17 protein-coding genes are annotated in these 21,485 nt (G+C 61.6%); 3 read left to right on the plus strand and 14 right to left on the minus strand.

The window, feature by feature from the left end:
- Positions 1–265: 265 nt before the first annotated feature.
- Positions 266–901 (plus strand): uracil phosphoribosyltransferase, encoded by a 636-nt coding sequence (upp, locus tag VFB05_RS13305; protein ID WP_325013063.1) that lies wholly within the window; start codon positions 266–268, stop codon positions 899–901.
- Between the two features lie 36 nt (positions 902–937).
- Here the strand turns inward: upp and VFB05_RS13310 are convergent, their stop codons facing one another.
- From VFB05_RS13310 to lipA, 11 genes are all read right to left on the minus strand, one after another.
- A complete protein-coding gene (locus VFB05_RS13310; protein WP_325013065.1) occupies positions 938–1,633 on the minus strand; it encodes an ABC transporter ATP-binding protein in 696 nt (231 codons plus the stop codon).
- Entirely contained in the window at positions 1,633–2,382 is a 750-nt protein-coding gene (locus VFB05_RS13315) for an ABC transporter ATP-binding protein (protein WP_325013067.1), read from the minus strand. The genes VFB05_RS13310 and VFB05_RS13315 overlap by 1 nt, the downstream gene beginning before the upstream one ends.
- Complete coding sequence (locus VFB05_RS13320) at positions 2,379–3,677, minus strand: branched-chain amino acid ABC transporter permease (protein WP_325013069.1); 1,299 nt, start codon at positions 3,675–3,677, stop codon at positions 2,379–2,381. Before VFB05_RS13320 ends, VFB05_RS13315 begins: the two co-directional genes overlap by 4 nt.
- Positions 3,674–4,621: a branched-chain amino acid ABC transporter permease gene (locus VFB05_RS13325; RefSeq protein ID WP_325013072.1), complete on the minus strand. Its 948-nt coding sequence runs from the start codon at positions 4,619–4,621 to the stop codon at positions 3,674–3,676. Before VFB05_RS13325 ends, VFB05_RS13320 begins: the two co-directional genes overlap by 4 nt.
- Positions 4,622–4,736: 115 nt before the next feature.
- On the minus strand, positions 4,737–5,978 hold the full coding sequence (locus VFB05_RS13330; protein ID WP_325013074.1) for a branched-chain amino acid ABC transporter substrate-binding protein: 1,242 nt from the start codon (positions 5,976–5,978) through the stop codon (positions 4,737–4,739).
- A 267-nt stretch (positions 5,979–6,245) separates the two neighbouring features.
- Positions 6,246–6,635, minus strand: coding sequence for a response regulator (locus VFB05_RS13335; protein WP_325013076.1), 390 nt, complete (start codon positions 6,633–6,635; stop codon positions 6,246–6,248).
- A complete protein-coding gene (locus tag VFB05_RS13340) occupies positions 6,632–11,362 on the minus strand; it encodes a GAF domain-containing protein (RefSeq protein WP_325013078.1) in 4,731 nt (1,576 codons plus the stop codon). Before VFB05_RS13340 ends, VFB05_RS13335 begins: the two co-directional genes overlap by 4 nt.
- Before the next feature lie 635 nt (positions 11,363–11,997).
- Positions 11,998–13,767: a caspase family protein gene (locus VFB05_RS13345; RefSeq protein ID WP_325013080.1), complete on the minus strand. Its 1,770-nt coding sequence runs from the start codon at positions 13,765–13,767 to the stop codon at positions 11,998–12,000.
- A 26-nt stretch (positions 13,768–13,793) separates the two neighbouring features.
- Positions 13,794–13,985: a hypothetical protein gene (locus VFB05_RS13350; RefSeq protein ID WP_325013082.1), complete on the minus strand. Its 192-nt coding sequence runs from the start codon at positions 13,983–13,985 to the stop codon at positions 13,794–13,796.
- Positions 13,986–14,286: 301 nt separating this feature from the next.
- On the minus strand, positions 14,287–14,748 hold the full coding sequence (locus VFB05_RS13355; RefSeq protein ID WP_325013084.1) for a type II toxin-antitoxin system RatA family toxin: 462 nt from the start codon (positions 14,746–14,748) through the stop codon (positions 14,287–14,289).
- A 4-nt stretch (positions 14,749–14,752) separates the two neighbouring features.
- Positions 14,753–15,712: a lipoyl synthase gene (gene lipA, locus VFB05_RS13360; RefSeq protein WP_325013086.1), complete on the minus strand. Its 960-nt coding sequence runs from the start codon at positions 15,710–15,712 to the stop codon at positions 14,753–14,755.
- 95 nt (positions 15,713–15,807) lie between these two features.
- On the opposite strand from lipA, the gene VFB05_RS13365 reads away from it, so the two are divergent.
- A complete protein-coding gene (locus VFB05_RS13365; RefSeq protein ID WP_325013088.1) occupies positions 15,808–16,410 on the plus strand; it encodes a DNA-3-methyladenine glycosylase in 603 nt (200 codons plus the stop codon).
- Between the two features lie 7 nt (positions 16,411–16,417).
- On the opposite strand, the gene VFB05_RS13370 is transcribed toward VFB05_RS13365, so the two are convergent.
- Positions 16,418–17,887 (minus strand): GH1 family beta-glucosidase, encoded by a 1,470-nt coding sequence (locus VFB05_RS13370; RefSeq protein WP_325013090.1) that lies wholly within the window; start codon positions 17,885–17,887, stop codon positions 16,418–16,420.
- Positions 17,888–18,108: 221 nt separating this feature from the next.
- Between VFB05_RS13370 and VFB05_RS13375 the strand changes: the two genes are divergently transcribed.
- Positions 18,109–19,662: a beta-(1-6) glucans synthase gene (locus VFB05_RS13375; protein WP_325013092.1), complete on the plus strand. Its 1,554-nt coding sequence runs from the start codon at positions 18,109–18,111 to the stop codon at positions 19,660–19,662.
- Here VFB05_RS13375 and VFB05_RS13380 read toward each other — a convergent pair.
- Positions 19,638–20,390, minus strand: coding sequence for an NAD(P)-dependent oxidoreductase (locus tag VFB05_RS13380; protein ID WP_325013093.1), 753 nt, complete (start codon positions 20,388–20,390; stop codon positions 19,638–19,640). The two genes, VFB05_RS13375 and VFB05_RS13380, sit on opposite strands and share 25 nt — an antisense overlap.
- Positions 20,391–20,405: 15 nt before the next feature.
- Positions 20,406–21,485, minus strand: a 1,080-nt coding sequence (locus VFB05_RS13385) for a class I tRNA ligase family protein (RefSeq protein ID WP_325013095.1), incomplete at its 5' end; no start/stop codon positions are given.

Below are 21,485 nucleotides of genomic sequence, written 5' to 3' on the forward strand. Positions count from 1 at the left end.
CGGGCGGAAATCGGGGTTGTTTGAGGTCGGCAACACCGACCGCCAATTCCGTGTCGATCCGGATTGGGCGGTTCGCCATCGGTTGACGAGACAGGCGTTTGACCGGGCGTCTGGAGCGCTCGAAAAGGCGTCAGCATCGAAACAACTGCCCAAAGATTGGGCTTCTATCTCAAATTTCAGGCAGGCTTCGAAGCCAATCCGCGCAGCGATCCCCTCGTCAGCTTGGCTATAGTTGTGGTGAGCGTCCTTTTGAGAACTCAAGCCCATGTCTTCCGACAACCTGCATATCGTCAATCATCCGCTGGTTCAGCACAAGCTGACGCTGCTCCGCGAAAAGGATCGCTCGACCAGCGGCTTTCGAGACCTCGTCAACGAAATCGGCATGCTGCTCGGCTATGAGGTGACGCGCGACCTTCCGCTCGAAACGGTCGAGATCGAGACGCCGCTCACGCCGATGAAGGCGCGGCGAATTGCCGGAAAGAAACTGACTTTCGCGCCGATCCTTCGCGCCGGCATCGGCTTTCTCGACGGCATGCTCGCGCTGGTCCCTTCCGCGCGCATCGCACATATCGGCCTTTATCGCGACCCGCAATCGCTCGAAGCGGTCGAATATTATTTCAAGGCGCCGCAGGACATGTCGGACCGGACGGTCATCATGATGGACCCGATGCTGGCAACCGGAAATTCCGCTTGCGCGGCCGCGTCACTGCTGAAGGCCCGTGGCGCGAAGGATATTCGCTTTGTATGCCTACTCGCTGCGCCCGAAGGCATCGCACATTTTCGGGAGGTTCACGGTGCGATTCCGATATGGACCGCCGCGGTCGACGATTACCTGAACGACCACGGCTACATCGTGCCAGGCCTCGGCGACGCCGGCGATCGGATGTTCGGGACCAAGTAACGACGGCCGCCCGCGCAACGCCACGATCGCGACCGTTCACACCTCAAGCCATTCCTTGCGAACGGCGTCATTGGCTCTGAGCTGGTCGGGCGTGCCTTCGAACACGATCCGGCCATGTCCCATGACGTAGACGCGATGCGAGATGCGCAGCGCAATCGACAGCTTCTGCTCGACGAGCAGGATCGAAACGCCGGCTTCAGCGATTTTCGCGATGAGATCGCCGACTTGTTGGACGATCAGCGGCGCCAGTCCTTCGGTCGGCTCGTCGATCATGATCAGTTCGGGATCGCCCATCAGGGTCCGGCAAACCGTCAGCATCTGCTTCTCGCCGCCAGACAGGACTTCCGCCGGCGTATCGGCGCGGGCCGCGAGGTTCGGAAACATCTCCAGCATGCCTTCGATGCGCCATTTGCCGGGACGGCGCACGTCCTTGATGCCGAGCAGAAGGTTCTGGCGTACGGTGAGCCCCGGAAAGATGTCGCGATGCTCCGGTACGTAACCGAGACCGCAGCGGGCGATCTTGTAGTTCGGCAAGCCCGCGATATCCTGACCCTTGAAGCGGATCGTGCCTTGCGGGGCGACCTCGCCCATGATCGCCTTCACGGTGGTGGACCGGCCGACGCCATTGCGCCCAAGCAGGCTCACAACCTCACCGGCGGCGATATCCAGATTGACGCCCTGCAGGATGTGGCTCTTGCCGTAATAGGCGTGAAGATCGCGGACCTCCAGCATCAGTGAGCCTCCTCGCCGAGATAGGCTTCCTTGACCTTCCGGTTGCCGCGGATTTCCTGTGGCGTGCCGGAGGCGATGATCTGCCCATAGACCAGAACGGAAATGCGGTCAGCGAGGCCGAACACCACGCTCATGTCGTGCTCGACGATCACGAGCGTGCGCCCCTCAGTCAGGCGGCGGATCAGCGCGACGGCGCGGTCGGTCTCGGCATGGCTCATGCCCGCTGTCGGCTCGTCCAGCATGATGACGCTGGCGCCACCGGCGATCGTGATGCCGATCTCGAGTTCGCGCTGCTCGGCATAGGTCAGAAGGCCCGCCGGTACGTCGCGGCGGTGACTGAGATGGATGTGGTCGAGAATTTCGGCGGTGCGCCGCTTCACCTCCGGCAGATGATCGACATTCTTCCAGAAGGCGTAGCGGTGGCCGGTCGCCCACAGCACGGCGCAGCGGACGTTTTCCCACACCGTCATCTTTGCAAAGACGTTGGTGACCTGGAACGAGCGCGACAGTCCGCGGCGGTTGATTTCGAACGGCCGCAAGCCCGAAATGACGTCGCCGTTCAACCGGATTTCGCCCGAACTCGGCTTGATGTGACCGCTGATCAAATTGAATGTCGTCGACTTGCCGGCGCCGTTGGGGCCGATGACGGCATGGCGCTCACCCTTGGCGATACTCAGGTTGAGATCGCGGATGATGTGCACATTGCCAAAGCTCTTCTGCACATCTTTGATTTCGATGGCGGCGGTCATGCGAGATATCCCCGGTCGCGGGCAACGCCGGCGGCGCGGTCCCAGGCTTCCACGACACGCCGCCAGGTAATGCGCGCAATCAGGAAGCCGCCGATGACGAGGACGGCCGCGGCCAGCCAGGTCGTTGGCGCGGTCGCATTGAACGGTATGCCGACGAGGTTGATGACGTTGCCCTCGCTCCCGGTCGTGGTGTAGTGGGCAACCGTTTCGATTGCGAGGATGACGCCGAGCGCCAGCGCCAGCGTCGGCAGCGCTGCGACGAGGTAAGACGGGATTACCGAGAGCCAGGATCCGGCCCGGATCAGCGGCCGGTGCATCATCAGAAGCCGCGCGATGCCGCCCGGCGCGAACATCACGATGCCGATGAAGATGATGCCGAAGTAGAGCTGCCAGACCGTGGTGACATTGGTCAGTCCAAGCTGCAGGTAGGTGACGAGGATGGCGCCGAGGATCGGTCCGAAGAAATAGGCCGTGCCGCCGATGAAGGCGGCAAACAGCACGAGGCCCGACTGCGTCGCGCCCAGATAGGCGGCGTTGGCGATCTCGAAATTGATGGCGGTGAGACCGCCGGCGACACCGGCGAAGAAGCCGGCAAATCCATAAGCGAAATAGCGGACGACGTGAGGATCGTAGCCGATGAACTCGACGCGTTCCGGATTGTCGCGCACCGCATTGCAGATGCGCCCGAGCGGGGTGCGGGTCAGCGCATACATCGCGATTGCCGACACCATCACCCAGAACGCGATCAGGTAATAGACCTGGCGCTGGGGTCCGAAGGTCCAGCTGAACATATGCGGCAAGGCGGTGCGATCGGTTGTGATACCGGATTCGCCGCCGAACACGCTGCGCAGGATCAGCGAGGATGACGCGACCAGTTCGCCGATGCCGAGCGAGATCATCGCAAACGCGGTTCCCGCGCGCTTGGTCATGACCCAGCCGACCAGGATCGCAAAAGCAAGCCCGCCGATGCCGCCGGCCAACGGAATGAATGGCAGCGGGATCGGCCAGTCGTGGTTTGCGACGGCGTTCATGACATGGACGGCAAGAAAGCCGCCGAGCCCATAGTGAACCGCGTGTCCGAACGACAGCAGCCCGGTCTGGCCGAGCAGGATGTTGTAGGAGAGCGCGAAGATGATGGCGATGCCGATCAGGCTGAACGACGTCAAGGAGCCGCCTGAGGAGAAGATCAGCGGCAACAGAATGAGCGCGATCGCAGCGATCAGCCAGGTCGCGTAGAAAAGGACGCGACCCTCCGACCGCTCCTTCACCTCATGGGCTGCGGTGACCTCGCTCATGTCTCACGCGTCCCAAGCAGGCCCATCGGGCGGACGATCAGGATCAGCACGAGCAACACATAGGGCAGGATCGGCGCGATCTGTGCGATCGTGACATTCCAGACGTCGGTCAGCACCGACGGCCCGAGGCTCGGATCGAGCGGCCCGAATACGCTTGCCAGCGAACCGTTGAGGGCAACCGCAAAGGTCTGGATCAGCCCGATCAGCAGCGAGGCGATGAAGGCGCCGGGCAACGAGCCGAGCCCGCCGAACACGATCACCACAAACAGGATCGGGCCGAGAAACGCGGCCATGTCGGACTGCGTCACCAGCGACGGACCGGCGATGACACCGGCAAGGCCCGCAAGCGCACTGCCGACGCCGAACACCAGCATGAACACGCGCCCGACATTGTGGCCGAGATGACCGACCATGCTCGGATAGGTCAGCGCGGCCTGCACGATGAGGCCGACGCGCGTTCTCTTCAGCGCGATCAAAAGCGCCACGAAGATTGCGACCGACACCGCCAGCATGAAGATCTTGTAGGCGGGATAGTTCGTCGAGAACACGGTGAAGGCCGGGAAATCGAGCGCGGTGGGAACGCGATAGTCCACCGGGCTCTTGCCCCAGATCATCGAGACAATTTCCTCGATCGCGAAAGCCAGCCCGAAGGTCAGCAGCAGTTCGGCGACGTGCCCGTGCTTGTGGGTGTTGCGCAGGCCGTAGCGCTCGACCGCCATGCCGACAGCGCCGACCAGAAGCGGCGCCAGCACGAGAGCGGGCCAGAAGCCGATCCATTTTGTGAGCTGATAGCCGAAGAAGGCGCCGAGCATATAGAAGCTGGCATGGGCGAAATTCAGCACGCCCATCATGCTGAAAATCACGGTCAGCCCGCTGGACAAGAGGAACAGCAGCATCCCGAACAGAACGCCGTTGAGCGTTGAAATGACGATCAGCTCAAGCACAGCGCCCCCGCTGAATGGCTCGATGAATCACTAAGCGAAAGGTTCGACAAAGGCCGCCAGCATCCTGCCTGACCATCCGCCCCGGCGCCAGCACGGAGCCGGGGCGGACAGATCATCAATCAGGCCGCTTCATTTTGCAGGTGGTCGGCAGGACCGTCTGCGCGGTGTCGACTCTGGATACCAGATGCCAGCCCCAGCCGGTTCCTTCCTCGTCGAACGGATCTTTCGCCTTGTCCGTCAGGGTGCCGAACGAGGAGATGTAGATCGGCTGGAAGAACTGGTGGTCGTCCTTGCGCATGAAACCTTCGCCGCCGTCGAGGACGTCGAACTTCATGCCCTCCAGAGCCGCGGCGACCTTCACCGGGTCGATCGAATTGGCTTTCTCGGCCGCAGCCTTGAACATCCGCATCTCGTTGACCGCGCGCGGATACCATAGCGACATATTTTCCTTGGCGCGGAATTCCTTCTCGAAAGCCATCGCCGTCTTGTCGCCGGAGTTCGGGATGCCCTCGCTGATCTGGTACACCGTGTGATCGAGGCCGGTCTGCTTGATCGCGGTCGGCCCGCCGGCGCCGCCGGCATAATAGGTGTACCAGTTGACCTTGAGGCCGGCATCCGCAGCCGCCTTCAGGAGCAACGCAAAATCCTGACCCCAATTGCCGGTCACGACGGTGTCGGCGCCGGAGGCCTTGATCTTGGCGACGTAGGGCGAGAAATCGGTGATCTTGAGCAGCGGATGCACCTCATCGCCGACGATCTCGACATCGGGCCGCTTTTCCCCGAGCATCTTGCGCGCCTCGGTGCGGACCGCCTGGCCAAATGAGTAATCCTGGTTGATCAGGTAGACCTTCTTGATAGCCTTCTCGCCCTTCATGTAATTGGTGAGCGCTTCCATCTTGATGTCCGAATTGGCATCCCAGCGGAAGTGCCAGAAGCTGCACTTCTCATTGGTCAGGGCCGGATCGACCGCGGCATAGTTGAAGAACAGCATTTCCTTGCCGGGATTGCGCGCGTTGTTCTTGGTCACGAAATCCTCGAGCGCCGCAGCCACCGAAGACCCGTTTCCTTGCGTGATGTAGTGGATGCCGGCGTCGACCGCCTTCTGGGCCTGGACCAGGCTCTCCTGCGGGTTGGTCTTGTTGTCCATGGGCACGATCTCGACCTTGTGGCCGAGGATGCCGCCCTTGGCGTTCAGTTCATCCGCGAGGAACTGATAGGTCTTCAGGCCGCCCTCGCCGACGCTGGCTCCGCCGCCCGACAGGGGATCGATGTAGCCAATCTTGAGGCTGTCCTGCGCATGCGCAGCGCCCATCAGCAGTGGCATGGCCATCGCAACCGTTATGATCGTTTTTCGCATGCTGAGGCTCCCTCCTTTGAGTTCTTGAGACCGATGCAGGTCTTGTTCGTTGAATCTTATTCGTTGAAATAGGCAAGGTCATTGATAGTTCGGCGGGCCGAGCGTTGACAAGCCTACAACTTTCGTCGCGGAGAAGGTCAGTTAATTGACGGGCGGTAACCCTGCCCTCCCTTGCGGCCGACCGGCAAATCGCCGTTATGGCCGCCCCGCGTATTACACCCGATTCCGAGGGGCGCTTTGCGAGCGTCACAAAGCGTTGGGCGCGAGCTAGTTTGCTCCCTCGAGGCGCTGATCGATCTCCTGCCGCAGCAATGCAAAATCGACCGGCTTTGTCAGCAATCCCGTTGCGCCACCCTCGATCGCCTTACGCTTGGTATCGGAATCGCCATAGGCGGTGATCATGATGACCGGCACATCGGGCCGCAGCGCCTTGACCTTGGGCAGCATTTCGAGCCCGGTCATTCCGGGCATGTTGATGTCGGAGAGAATGAGAATGAGCGAGGGACCGGTATAGTTGGCAATGACTGACAACGCCTGCGCGGCCGAATTGGCAAAATCCATTGCAAAGCGCTGGGCGCGCAGATCACGCCGAAAGTGTTGGCGGAACAATTCCTCTACGTCCGGCTCGTCATCGACGACGAGAATGTATGCACTCAATTTGCGCCTCCAGGATTTCTCCGCGCCGCCAATTCGCGCGGCAGCGTAATGATGAACTCGGTAAATGCGCCCGGCCTGGTCTCGACGTCGATGCTGCCGCCGTGTTGTTTCACGACGATGTCATAGCTCATGGACAGCCCGAGCCCGGTACCCTCGCCAGCAGGCTTGGTGGTGAAAAAGGGATTGAACATCTTCTCCCTGACTTCGGCCGGGATTCCCGTGCCGTTGTCGCGAATGCGGATCTCAACGCTCTTGCCGAGGTCCTTTGTCGCGGCACTGAGCGTCGGCTCAAAACCATTCTCGCCCGTCTCATTGCGCTTGGACGCGGCATAGAACCCGTTGGAAATCAAATTGAGAAGCACCCGCGTGATCTCCTGCGGATAAAGCTCGATCGTACCGGCGGCGGGATCGAGGTCGCGCTTGAGCGTGATATTGAAGCCGGATTTTTCCGCCCGCGCACCGTGATAGGCGAGATTGAGGCTCTCTTCCACAAGTGCGTTGATGTCAGAAGGACGACGCTCGCCCGACCCCTCGCGCGAATGCAGCAGCATGTTCTTGACGATGGAATCGGCGCGCTTGCCGTGCTGAACCACCTTTCCGAGATTGTCTTTCAAGAGGCCGGTCAGCTCTTCGACCTCGGCGCGGGTGGCTTCATCGAAGACCACCGGATTGAGTAAGTTTTTAAGCTCGTCGGTCAGTTCCGCCGAGAGCGCCGAGAAATTATTGACGAAATTGAGCGGATTCTTGATTTCATGCGCGATGCCGGCGGTGAGTTGGCCGAGCGATGCCAGCTTCTCTGTCTGCACCAGACGGTCCTGCGCGGCGCGGAGGTCGTCGAGCGACTTTGAAAGCTCACGCGTGCGCGCCTGCACCTCGTCGAACAGGCGAACGTTTTCGATCGCGATCACCGCCTGGTCGGCGAAGGTTCGCAGCAGTTGCACGTGATGGTCCGAGAAGGCGCCTGGCTGGACGCGGGTGACGGCGATGAAGCCGATCGAAGCGCCCTTATTTGTCAGCGGCGCGAACAGCATGCTGCGAAAGCCGCGCGCACGCGCGATGTCGAGGATTTCGCCGGTGAGCGCTTCGGTATCCGGAACCTGCGCGACCTCACCATCCCGGGCCATCTGGAACGGCACGAAATTGTCGAGCGGACTGGGGAACGTCGATTTCAGGACCTCGTCCGCTTCGGGGGTCGTCGGTGTAAAGGCCATCAAATGGGCCATGCCGTCGATGAAGCGGAACACGGTGGCAGAAAAGCCGCCGACGAGGCTGTTGGCCCGCGTCGCGATCGCCTCGAACACCGGTTGCACGTCCGAGGGCGAGCTTGCGATCACTTTCAGAATGTCGGCGGTCGCGGTCTGCCGCTCCAGCGCCTCCTGCGTCTCGTTGAACAGCCGCACGTTCTCGATCGCGATCACGGCCTGATCGGCGAAGGTACTGACAAGTTCGATCTGCCTTGCAGTGAACTCCTGGACTCGCCGCCGGGCGATCACGATCACGCCGATCGGCTCATTTTCGCGCAACAACGGCACGCCGAGCGCCGTGCGCTGACCGGCCAGGGTGGTCGATTCGCTCAGCGTGTATTCCGGGTCACTGGCGACATCGACGATTTGTACCGTGCGACGATCAAGCACGGCGCGGCCGGTAATTGTGCCGCGATCGGGCGTAATCGGATGGGCTTTGAGGAATTTCGCGTATTCGTCGGAAAAGCCGACTGAAGCGCCCGCCCGATAGATCTCGCCTTCGCGCCGCATGATGAAAGCCATTTCCGCATCGCATAGATGCGCGGCGGCCTTGACCAGCGTATCGAGCACGGGCTGCAATTCAAAGGTCGAACGGCTGATAGTGCCAAGGACTTCTCCGACCGCCGTCTGCTGCTGCAGCGATTCCGTAAGGTCGCGCGTCTTGGCCTGCACTTCTTCAAACAGCCGCGCATTTTCGATCGCGATCACCGCCTGGTCGGCGAAAGTCTGGACCAGGTCGACCTCGCGCTGCGAGAAGAGTCCTGTCCGCTTGCGCGCCAGCGCAAAAACGCCGACACCGCGCCCTTCGCGCATCAATGGCACGAACAAGATGGACTTGAAGTCCAGCACCTCGCTGAATTTCTTGAGAAGGCCAATTTCTGTCTCGTTCGACACATTGGCAATATTGCGGACCGCCCCTGCAAGAAGGGTCCGGCCGAGATAAGTTGAACTGTTGGCCTCCAGCGGTGTCCTTCTGAGAAATTCAGCCTGGGCGGCGTCAGCCTCTGCCACGCCGCGCGCGATGAGAACATCACCCTCGCGAAGATAGAGCGCGCTGATCTTTGCTTTGCACAATTCGCCAGCCGAATGTGCCAGCGTATTCATGACCGAGTCCAGGTCGAACGCGGAGCGGCTGATCACCTTGAGCACGTCGGCGGTCGCGGTCTGCTGCTGCAGGGATTCACCGAGATCATCGGTGCGTGCGCGCAATTCGTTCAACAGGCGAGCGTTTTCGATGGCGATCACAGCCTGCGCGGCGAATCCTTGCAGGGTTGCCAGCTGCTTGTCGTCGAAGGGTCGCACCTCCTGCCGTGCGGCAATGATGCGTCCGAAGGCTACACCGTCCTTCAAGAGAGGCACTGACGCCATCGTTCTGATACCGCCGAGTTCGACCGCGGCGCGGAGAGACGGCTCGTCGGGTTGCTCCCTCAAAGTCTCAACCATGTCGACCCGCTGCACCGGATGATCTGCAAACAGGCCGGCCCGCACGCCCTCGGTGATGGGATAGCCGGCTTGCAGAAACTCGGAGAAAGCCGGCGTCATTCCACGGATCGCGACGGGCTGGACCCGGCCGTCCTGATAAAGCTGCAGGCTGCCGCAGGGCGCGCCGCAGAGCTGGTGCGCCTTTTCCAGGATGCATTCGAACACGGGCGCGAGGAAGCCGCCGGAGCCGTTGATGGTGGCCAGAATATCGGAAGTCGCCGTCTGCCGCTCCAGCGCCTCGCGCGTCTCGTTGAAGAGCCTCGCATTCTCGATGGCGATGACGGCCTGATCGGCGAAGGTGCGCAGGAGCTCGACGTGGTGATTCCCAAGTACACCTGTCTCTCGCCGGGTGGACGCGATAAACCCGATAAAATTGCCATGGTTCATCAGTGGCGTGAGCGTGAGGCCACGCCAACCGCGGGCGCGGCCAAGCTGCCGCGTATGCGCATCGGCCGTTTCGGAGTCGGCGATTTGCGCAATCTCGCCGTTCTCGACCAAAGCAACGGCCCCGACCTCGCTTCGATGCCGCGGATGCGCCGCGACAAGGATCGCATCCGCTTCCGGATTTGTCGGAGTGAAGGCCACAAGATGCACCATATCGTCGACGACGAGATGAACCGCGGTCGAGAAACCGCCGATCAGCCGCCTGGCGCTGGATGCAATGGCCTCGAACACCGGTTGCACATTATCAGGCGAACTTGCGATCACTTTCAGAATGTCCGACGTCGCCGTCTGCCGCTCCAGCGCCTCCTGCGTCTCATTGAACAGGCGCGCATTCTCGATGGCGATCACTGCCTGGTCGGCGAAGGTCGAAACCAGTTTAACCTGACTTTCGGTGAACGGCTCCACGTAGTCACGCGCCATTGCAAATGCGCCGATCGATTCGCCGTCGCGGAGCAGCGGTACTGCCAACATCGAGCGAACATTCCCAATTCGAGCTGCGTCCTTTTCCTCATATTCCGGGTCATCCCACGCGTCCAGAATCTGGACGGGCCGTTTTTCCAGCGCAACTCGCCCGACCAATGTGCCGCGCCCTGGACGAATCTCGATGTGCTGCTCATGCTCACGATAAGCCGGCTCCAGGATCTGGCTTGCCGCGTAGCGATAGACATCACCATCTCGCCGGAAAATCTGGGCGGGACCGGCGTTGCAAAGCCGGGCAGCGGTCTTCACAAGCATTCGCAGTATTGCGTCAACGTCGAACGAAGATCGACTGATCGTTTGAAGGACTTCGGCCGTCGCGGTTTGCTGCTGCAACGCCTCGGTTAAGTCGTTCGTTCGCTTCCGAACTTCGTTGAACAGCCGCGCGTTCTCGATCGCGATAGCAGCCTGTGCCGCAAAGCTCCGTACCAGATCGATCTCGCGATCGGAGAACGGACGCACTTCCTGACGGTAAATGACGAGGGCGCCAACCAGCACATCGTCCCTGAGAATCGGCACGCCCAGCGTCGACCGTGCACCGCCAAGCTTCGCGCCGAGGCCCGGGACGCGATCTGCCGCATAGTCCGGCGTGTGCTGCATCTGCCGCGTTGTCTTGATCCGGTCGAGCATGCCGCCCTTCGGGGACTGAACCGGCCCGGGACGCCTCATATATTCCGCAAGCGCCTGCGGCGCACCGACGTCCGCCGCAAAGTAGAAGGCCTTGCCATCGAAACGGTGCACGGTGCCGAACTTGGCATCGCAAAGACGGGTCGCGTTCTCCAGCACCATTCTGAAGACAGGCCCGAGCTCACCGGGAGAGTTGGAGATGACCTGCAGGATTTCGGCGATGGCGTCCTGTTGCAGCCTCGCGGCCTTCAATTGCTGCCGTAGCGACGCGGCCTCTGACCCCGGAGAAGTCTCCTGCTTTCGGGTCGTTGCCTCGGCAACCTTTGATTTGGCCGATTTGGGCTTGCGCGATGCAGTTCCCGCGGCTTTAGGCGCGCCGGATTTTCGCGCCCGCGGCTTGTTGCGACCGGCCGCCGTGGCACGCTTTCCTGCTCGTTTCCTGGCCTTTGCCATTCATTCCACCCCTCGCCAAAAATACCCGATCCGGGCGTGGGCGCAAACGCCGGCAAGGTAAAAGATGACCGCTGAAGGCAAAGTCAACCAGCGCCCAGAAATCCCCCTTGCGCCGACGGGCAAATCATCGCTACCAGCTCGCCCGTTTCACGCCCGATTCCGAGGGACGCTTCGCGATCGTCACGAAACGTTGGGCGTGGAATGCGGTGGACGTAGCGGTGCGCGCGACGAAGCGCACTGCTGCGAACGGCGAAGTCGTGTGGTCCTGATCTCTCGACGCTGAGGTCAAGCGAGCGACAATGCTTGCGCATTGTGGCTTGCGACGGGGGCAAGAAAGCCCGATCCCCGGGGAGAGCGCGGAGGAAGCCGTAAAACCATCGCGCAGGGAATGCCGGATTGTTCGGCCAACCTGTGGTGACTAACTCGTGTGCTTTTTTCATTCGCAAGCGAGGCTGCGGGTGAGCCTGATCACCCGGCATTCCCTGCGCCCTCCCTTGGGAGGACGCGAACGAAAGCGACAACCCGGACGCCGATCGCGCCGCGGGAATGTGGAGTTTTGCTGTTTGACAGGTTCATCAGAAACCGGCCAGTGCCGCGCGCCGCGGCAAACGCAATCGAACCGGCGGCTCCAGCAATCAATCTCGGCAGCGGAAGCCGCCGGTCCCCCGATGGCCGCCGCTGTCGAGCGCGCATCCCGGCGACAAGCCTGATGGCGCGGACTGCACTGCTGGAGCATAAGCACCCGGGACAGAGGCAGGGCTACGCGCATATCGCTTCGTCACCGACCGCAGCCGTGAAACAGGCTCGTGGCGCCGCTCGCACGAACCCCTGGAATTCAGGAAGTAGCCGCTGTCGCAATCGATCTCGACGCAACGATCGCCAGCCGCGCGCTCACCTCGCGCGCAGATCAAGGGGCATACGCGATCATGAGCGTTGCGAACCGCATCCAGCGCTTCAAGGCTCGCAACCTTGACGTCGAATTTGGTTTTGGCGTTCTTGTTGAAGAGCTCGAGCGACCGCTGGGAACCCTCGTCCCAGTCGCCGTCAATCTTTCCCGCGTTGCAGCCAACGCGTTTCAAGTGAGCCTGCAGCAGTCGCGCGATATCGGCCTTGCCGATTTGCGGAGAGGACGGTGGCGCCGCCGGCTGGTCCGTTGCGCCAGGTGCGAGCGCCGCGACCTTCCCGGCACTGTCCTTGTCCGCGCCTTTGGCGTCATCGACCTGACGCTGGGCCTCTTCCACCGCTTGACGCTTGGTTTGCTCGACCTCCCGCCGCGCAGCTTCCGCGCGCTGCTGTGCGAGCTGCGCCTGCTGCTTTGCTTCTTCCAGCTCCTTCGACTGTTCGGCAAGCTGCTGCTTCGCTTCGGCCGCCTGCCCCGCTGCCGGATCATCGATGCGCTTCTGCAGCTTCTCGGCTTTCTGCGCCGCCTGCGCCTCGGCGTCGCGCCGCGCCTTGTCAGCCATGGCCTGAGATTGCTCGGCAGCCGCCAACCTGTTGAGCTGGGCGCGTGCGAGATCCGCATAGAAGCCGTTCGGGTGGTTTGCGAGGAAGGATCCCCACACTTCCTTCGTTCCGAGTTGCGCGGCGAACTCGTAGTCGACCCTTGCGTCGAGATCGGCCTGCGGCAGCTTTTCCGGTTGCGGCACCAGAGCGAGCTGATCGCCACCGAGCGAGCCGTAGACAAACGGCTCCTGGCGGTTGGATGTCCTTTTCAAGACCTCGTCGCGAACCCGGCCGAAGGCCACGCGCACATCCACCCCGGGCTCGGCGATGTATTTGACAAGGGCTGACGCGTACTCGCTGTTTTTGCCGGCGCCATCGTCCGCGACTGAGCCTGCCTTGGTCGCAAACGCGATCAAGGTATTGGATGACGTCGGCTCGACTCTGGCCAATCCCCGGCCGATCGAACGGCTCGCCATGGTTCTCTTCATGGTCTTGGTGAAGGGATTGTCGCGGCAGGCATCCAGAATGACGAGCCGCAGGCGCTTGACCGAATCAAGCGCGCGCAGCACGCGATCGAGCGATACGGCTTCGTCCTCGACGTCGAAATCGCTCGCGAGTTTTGCGTCCGCGGGAATGAGGTAGTTCGATCCCTCGACTTCAATGCCGTGGCCCGCATAGTAAACCACCGCAATGTCGGCATCTTTCGATTTCTCGGAGAATTCCCGAACCACGCGCCGCAGCTCGACAATCCCGAGATCGCGCCGGTCGTCGACGACATCGAAACCGGCCCGCTTGAAAAGCGCACTCATTGCTTCGGCGTCGTTGGCGGGATTAACGAGGCGCGGAACCTGCTTGTAACCGGAGATGCCGACGACCAGCGCGACGCGCTTGTCTGCGTGTGCGGCATCCGCGAAAACCAGGAACAGAAATCCGGACAAAATAAATAGCAGGGACCGCGCCATAACTCTCTCCCGGCATCCCATTGTTATCAAGGCAAGGCTGTTCGGGCAATTCGATCGGAGAAGCCGGACAAGCGGATAGAGATCAGAAGCGCCGCATCGCCACTTCTCAAAATGCGCAACCCAGTTCCCAAAATGCACATTTTTCCTTCAGGTCCTTTGCCTTTTGGTCGCAAATCGAGGCGCGTGGGTTCAGACGGATTAGCCAGCACCTCGATCATCTTACGGCCTGTCCCGGAATGAAGCCGTGATCTGCGTCACGTTTTGATAAGGATTGTTCTCTTGCGCCGACGGGCAAATCACCTTTACGGCCTTCGTCCACGCAACGACCGACGCCAGTCGCGCTGCAGGAATGCAGGTTTTAAGTTTTTTGCTGGTTGACAGGCTGATCAGAGGTCTATCCACACTCGTCATTCCGGAATGCGGCGTCGGGCGCAGGTCCGGAATCCATGGAGTCGATCGAATGTGCGGAGAAATGGATTCCTGGCTCGATGCTGGCGCCTCGCCCCGGAATGACGACTGCTACGCAGCCCCCTTCCCGTACACGATATTCGCGCGCTTCTCGAAGGCAGCGGAAAAGCGCGCGAACGCGGCATCGAACATCGAGCCCATCAGCAGCGCGAGCATGCGGCTCTTGAACTCGTAGGAAATGAAGAAACCGACGTCGCAGGCGTTGTCGCCCTTCGGCTCAAACGCCCACCGGTTTTCCATGTTGGAGAACGGCCCGCGCAGATAGCGCACGGTGATCTTCAGATTGGCACGATCGAGCGTCACCTCGCTGGTGAAATTTTCCTTCACCAACTTGAACGACACGGTCATGTCGGCCACGACGACCTCGGTGCCGTCGGGCTTCGGCGTCCGCTGGCGCACCTTCAAAGAGTGGCAGAGCGGCACGAATTCGGGATAGCGCTCGACATCGGCGACGAGGTCAAACATCTCGGATGCCTTGTGCTGCACCCGCCGCTTGTTGGAGAAACTCGGCATGGTTTTAGCGGGCAATGCCCGCGCGCGCCGCCTGCAACCTCGCGAAATCTTCGCCGGCATGATGCGACGAACGGGTCAGCGGGCTCGCCGATACCATCAGAAAGCCCTTGGTGTAGGCGACCTTCTCGTAGCCTGCGAACTCGTCCGGGGTCACATAATGCATGACCGCATGATGCTTTCGCGTCGGCTGCAGATATTGCCCGATGGTGATGAAGTCCACATCCGCCGAACGAAGGTCGTCCATCACCTGCAAGACCTCGTGGCGCTCTTCGCCGAGCCCAACCATGATGCCGGACTTGGTGAAGAGGGTCGGATCGAGTTCCTTCGCCCGTTGCAGCAAGCGGATCGAATGGAAGTAGCGCGCGCCGGGGCGCACATTGAGATATCGCGACGGCACCGTTTCGAGATTGTGGTTGAACACGTCGGGCTTCGCCGCGACCACAACCTCCAGCGCACCGCCCTTGCGCAGGAAGTCAGGCGTGAGGATTTCGATCGTGGTCTCCGGGCAGCGCGCGCGGATGGCCCGAATAACTTGCGCAAAGTGCTCGGCGCCGCCGTCGGCGAGATCGTCGCGGTCCACCGACGTGACCACCACGTGTTTCAGCCCGAGCTTGAAAGTGGCCTCCGCCACATGGTCCGGCTCGGCCGCGTCGAGCGCACCCGGCATGCCGGTCTTGACGTTACAGAAGGCGCACGCGCGGGTGCAGGTGTCGCCCATGATCATGAAGGTCGCGTGCTTCTTGTCCCAGCACTCGCCGATGTTCGGGCAACCGGCTTCCTCACAGACGGTGACGAGGCCGTTTTCCTTGACGATGTTGCGGGTGTCGGCATAGCCGCGCGTGGTCGGCGCGCGAACGCGGATCCAGTCCGGCTTCGGCGGCGAGAGCGCGTCCGGCCGGTTCGCCTTTTCGGGGTGGCGCGGGCGCACCGGCGTGGCGGAGACGGTATCGACGATCACGACCATTGAGAATCCGTGGTTTTCCTCAATGATCTAGCTAATCCGGCGGAGTAAGAACCGCAACCGCTCGCTTTGGCCGGGCTAGCGCCTTATACCCAGCCATGCTCCAGAAAACCGCGCCGACCGACCCAAAACCCGGCAAATTGCTCCGGAAAGCCTTCTTTGACCGCAGCGTACTTGAGGTCGCGCCAGACCTGATTGGCGCGACGCTGCTGGTCGGCGGCGTCGGCGGGATCATTGTCGAGGTCGAGGCCTACCACCACACCGAGCCGGCGGCACATTCCTACAACGGGCCGACGACGCGCAATGCGGTAATGTTCGGTCCCGCCGGCTTTGCCTATGTCTACCGTTCCTACGGCATCCACTGGTGCGTGAACTTCGTCTGCGAGAAAGCAGGCTCGGCGAGCGCGATCCTGATCCGGGCGCTGGAACCGACTCACGGAACAGCGGCGATGCGCCGCCGCCGCGGCACCCACGACGAGCGGTCGCTGTGCTCAGGTCCAGGCAAGCTGACGGAAGCGCTCGGCATCACGCATACCCAAAACGGACTGGCGCTGGACGGGCCGCCGTTTGCACTCTACGCACGCCCCGCCAAGGCCGACGTCGTCGCGGGCATACGGATCGGAATTACCAAGGCGGTCGAGCTGCCCTGGCGATATGGCTTGAGGGGATCGAAATTCCTCTCGAAGCCGTTCACCGAATAGGTGCGGACTACATCACCGCATTTTGCTTGATGACCTCGCGATAGAACGAGGCCGAGAGCTTTGGCGTGCGGCGCTGGGTCTTGAAGTCGACATGGTACAGTCCGAAGCGCTTTTCGTAGCCGTCTGACCACTCGAAATTGTCCATCAGGCTCCACAGGAAATATCCCTTCACCGGCACCCCCTCCAAGGTCGCGCGGTGGAGTTGGCCGAGATAGTTGCGCAAGAACATGATGCGATCGATATCGTAGACCTTGCCGTCCTCGGTTGGCTTGTCCGCCGCTGACGTCCCGTTCTCGGTGATATAGATCGATTTCACATTCCAGAGCTTCGCAACGTGGCGCGGCGCCCAGTAGATCGCCTCGGGCCCGATCCTGAGCCAGCTCGAATCCATACGGGGATACGTCGCCGGGAATGGCAGCAAGGTAAAGGGATGGCCGTTCTCACCGGCGGTGACGTACTGATTGGGCTGATACACGTTGAGGCCAACGAAATCGATCGGCGACCCAATCGCCTTGAGGTCTTCGGGCTCATAAGTCGGCGCATTGGCGCCGGCATAGGCGAGAAACGCGTCGGTGTATTTGCCCTCCAGGATCGCCGTCAGATAACCGGCATTGAGTTCACGCGTGGCGATCTCCGCGGCGCGAACGTTGGCCGGTGTCTCGATCGCGGGAATGCAAACCTCGATATTCTCGGCCGGTCCAACCCTGGTCCCTCTTCGCGCATGCGCGCGCACCGCCTGCACCGCGAGGCCATGGCCCAGCGCCACGTGGTGACGCACCTGATTGATTTCCTTCTGCGGCAGATTGAGGCCCGGCGCGTCGATCCCCATGCCGAAGCCGGCCTGAACAAGTCTGCCGCATTCATTGATGGTGAAGATCGACTTCACGCGATCGCTGATGCGCTCCGCAACATATCCGGCGTAGTCCGCAAACGCCTTCGATGTTTCGCGTGACCGCCAGCCGCCGTAACGGTCCTGGAGGGCCTGCGGCAGATCCCAATGATAGAGGGTGGCGAAGGGCTCGATACCATTAGCCAACAATTCGTCCACGAGCCGGTGGTAGAAATCGAGGCCCTTCGGATTCGGTGTCCCCGCCCCTTCCGGAAAGACGCGGGGCCAGGCGATCGAAAAACGATAGGCTTTGGCACCGAGCGCCTTAATGAGCTGAACGTCCTCCTTGTAGCGGTGATAGTGGTCGTTGGCGACGTCGGCCGTGCTTTGGTCGATGATCTTGCCGTTGAGGTGGACGAAACGGTCCCAGATCGAGATGCCCCGGCCGTCTTCGTCGATGGCACCCTCGATTTGATAGGCTGAGGTTGCCGTCCCCCACAAAAAGCCCCTCGGAAAGGCAGCAAGCGAGCCCTTGGGATTTTGGACGGCCGCATTTGCGACGCCTTCAGCGGATTTGCTTGAAATTGCGAGGGCCGACCAGGCGGCAATTTTGGCAAAGTGGCGCCGGGAGAATCCGTTGAATCGCATCACGTCACTTGTTGTTGAACGGGGCGGCCTTTATTGGTGATAACGATTTGCTATCACGATCGGGTGTTGCATTCGACCCGACATCTGACAGCGGACGGCCGGACCATAATCGACAAGCTTTGCGGAGGATAGAACCAATTTCCGCTCGCGCGCCGCTGGCGCTTCTCCTCACCTCCTTGATGATCATTGCCTCGGTTTGGTGGTGGCTGGCCAAGCCGGTCATGCTGACGCGTGCCCCGATTGATGCGGACGCCAAGCTCGAATGCATTTCCTATGCGCCGTTCCGCGATGGCCAAACGCCGCTCGATCCAAACGTGGAAGTGAGCGCCGAACAGATCCGCGAGGATCTAGTTCACGTCACCGACATATCGGGCTGCATCCGCACCTATTCCGTCGACAACGGCCTGGACAAGGTGCCTGAAATCGCCTCGCAGGTCGGGCTGAAGGTCCTCCTCGGAATCTGGATCAGCAACAACCGCATCAAGAATGAGAAGCTGGTCGACACCGCCGTGGCGCTTTCGCAGAAATATCCCGACACGGTGACGGCGATCATTGTCGGCAACGAAGTCCTGCTGCACGGAGACATGACGCCGTCCGATCTGCATACGCTGCTGCTGTCGGTCAAGGCGCGCGTCAAAGTGCCCGTGACCTATGCCGATACGTGGGAATACTGGCTGCGCTATAGGGACATCCAGGACGCGGTGGATTTTGTAACGATCCACGTCCTGCCCTATTGGGACAACATTCCGACCCGGGCCGAACATGCGGCCGCACAGGTCGCAGCGATACACGAACAGGTGGCCGCCGCCTTCCCGGGCAAGGAAGTGCTGATCGGAGAAACCGGCTGGCCGAGCATGGGGCGCATGCGCGAAGGCGCGCTGCCGTCGCGCATCAACCAGGCCCGCGTGATCTCCGAAATTCTGGAGGCTGCCAAACGCGACCATTTCCGCGTCAACCTGATCGAAGCTTTTGATGCGTCCTGGAAGCGATATTGGGAAGGCACCGTCGGCGGTTACTGGGGACTGTTTCTGGCGGATCATCGCACGATGAAATTTCCGCCCGGCGTCCCCGTCAGCAACTATCCGCATTGGAAGCCGCTGATGGGAAGCGGGATTGTTTTGGCGATCGCCGTTTTCGCGGCGGCCTGGTTCAGTCAGCGGCGCAGGCCGTGGAAACCTGATCTCTTGCTATGGCTCGCGGTCGGCGTTTCGGCGACCGTCGCCGGCAGCGTGCTGGGGATCGCAATCGACAAGATGATGTACGAAAGTTACGGCTGGGGAGGCTGGCTCAGATGGGGTTCGCTGCTTGCGGCCTCGACCGCGGCCCCGATCCTTTGCGCCGACGCCTTGATGTCGGGCCGCCCTCTACCGGCAATGGTAGAACTGTTGGGAACGTCCGAAAGCCGCACCCAGTCGTTTCCCGCGTTCGTGCTCGGCATTGCCGTGACGGTGATCGCCGTCATCATCACGGGAACGGCTCTCGGCTCGGTGTTCGATCCGCGCTGGCAGGATCTGCCGTTTGCGGCGGTGACGATGGCGGCGGTGCCGTTGGCTGCACTGTCATGGCTCAACCGTCCACGGGCCGGCGGACGCCAAATTGCCGAGACCGTGTTTGCCGCGATCTTCGCTTTCAGCGCGATCTATGTCGTCTTCATCGAGGGAATTCAGAACTGGCAGGCACTCTGGACTTCGGGAGCCTATATGTTGCTGGCGCTGTCGATGTACGGGATCCGCACGAAGGAAGGGTCTGTTCAGGTCGAACCTTCTACTTCCTGAGCAAGGCGCATGGGGAGCCGGAACGTCGGGTCAAATCCCAATTCGCGCTCGGCCTTGGCTGACGATACCACGCCATCATCCTCGGCGACGTTGTAAACACCGTTTCCCTTACTGACCGCAAGCAGCGCGGCATGAGCCGCCGCATCAACATGGACCGATGGCGGCTTTGGCGGGGCGTCGTACCAGGTCCCTCGCCCATAAAGATAGCCGTAGCGAAGCACCACGCCGGCAATGCCGGGCGTGTGCAACACCTCACGCTCGAGTGCGACGATGCCCTCCACCGTCAGCCGGCGTGGCGGCGCGGCCGTGAGGTCGAGAGGATCGCCTTCATCGCGCATCCCCGCAGCCGGCCCGTAAACAAAGGCGATGCTTTGCGCGATGCCGCGACTTGCGCCGGCCATCTTTGCCGCCCGCACCAGATTGCGGGTCCCCTCGATACGAAGGCGCCGGTTGGCCTCCTGCCCGGCTGCATAGCCTGGCGTGCCCGGCGCGCTCGGCAAGTCCGTGAGTTGATGAATGACCACGTCGGGCCTTGCCGCGGCTGCTGCTCGCTCCAGTGCATCGGCGTCAAAGACATCAACGACAGCGGGCGTGATGCCGACCGCTTGCAGCCAGGATGCTTTCGCCGCAGCCCGCGTGGTGCCGGTCACCTCCAACCCAGCATCGCGCAAAAGGAGCGCCAGCCGCCGCCCGATCACACCCGTCGCACCCGCCAGGAAAACTCTCATCGGCAGCTCTCGGCGCTACGACGCAGCGCTCTTCAACCGCTCCAGCGCTTCGAGGATCTTGGCCTTTCGGGCGGTAGCGGCCTCACGCTTCTCTTTTTCCTCTTCGACGACGTCCTCGGGCGCGTTGGCGACGAACTTCTCGTTCGCGAGCTTGGCATCGACCCGCTTGATGTCGGCATCGGCCTTGGCCATTTCCTTGTCGAGCCGCGCCTGCTCCGCCGACAGGTCGATCACGCCTTTCAGCGGCAGCGAGGCGACCTCGCCGCGGACCAATAGCTGCACCGAGCCCTCGGGTGCTTTGTCGGCAAAAGAAATATCGGAAAGCCGCGACATGCGTTTGATGACGTCGCTCCAGCGCGGCGCCCGCTCCCTGGTCTCGGTGGATGCCCCCGACAACACCAGCGCCGTCAGCGTCGCCGGCGGGATGTTCATTTCAGCTCGCACCGAACGAATCGCGGTGACAAGATCGACCACCCAGCCGATTTCAGCTTCCGCGGCCTGATCGGTGAACTCGGCCGTGTCGGCCAGCGTTAAAACCAAAGCCGGCAGCGGTTCGATGGTGCTCGATGCCGCCGCCATCATCGCGGCCTGCTCCGGCGACAGTTCTGCCTTGCGCGGCCAAGCCGCCAAAGCCAGGAGGCCATCGCGCTTCGCCGTCACCGCCCATAGCTCTTCAGTAATAAACGGCATGAAGGGATGCAGCAGCTTGAGGATTTCGTCGCGCGTCCATGCGACCGTCGCGCGCGTTTCCGACTTGGCCTCGCCCTCCTCGCCCATCAGCACGGGCTTGGCGAGCTCGAGATACCAGTCGCAATAGACATTCCAGACGAAACGATAGATCGCGCCGGCAGCATCATTGAAACGATAGGCTTCGATCGCCTCTGACACCTCACGCGTGGCGCGCGAGGTTTCATGCGCGATCCAGCGATTCAACGTCTGCTTCGTTTTGGCGGGATCGAAATCCGAAAGCGTCGCGCAAGCGTTCATCTCGGCGAAGCGGCAAGCATTCCAAAGCTTGGTCGCGAAGTTGCGGTAACCCTCGACACGGCTGGCGGCGAGCTTGATATCGCGGCCCTGCGCCGCCATTGCTGCCAG

Origin of the sequence: Bradyrhizobium sp. (genome assembly GCF_035652035.1) — a bacterium.
Taxonomy (GTDB): domain Bacteria; phylum Pseudomonadota; class Alphaproteobacteria; order Rhizobiales; family Xanthobacteraceae; genus Bradyrhizobium.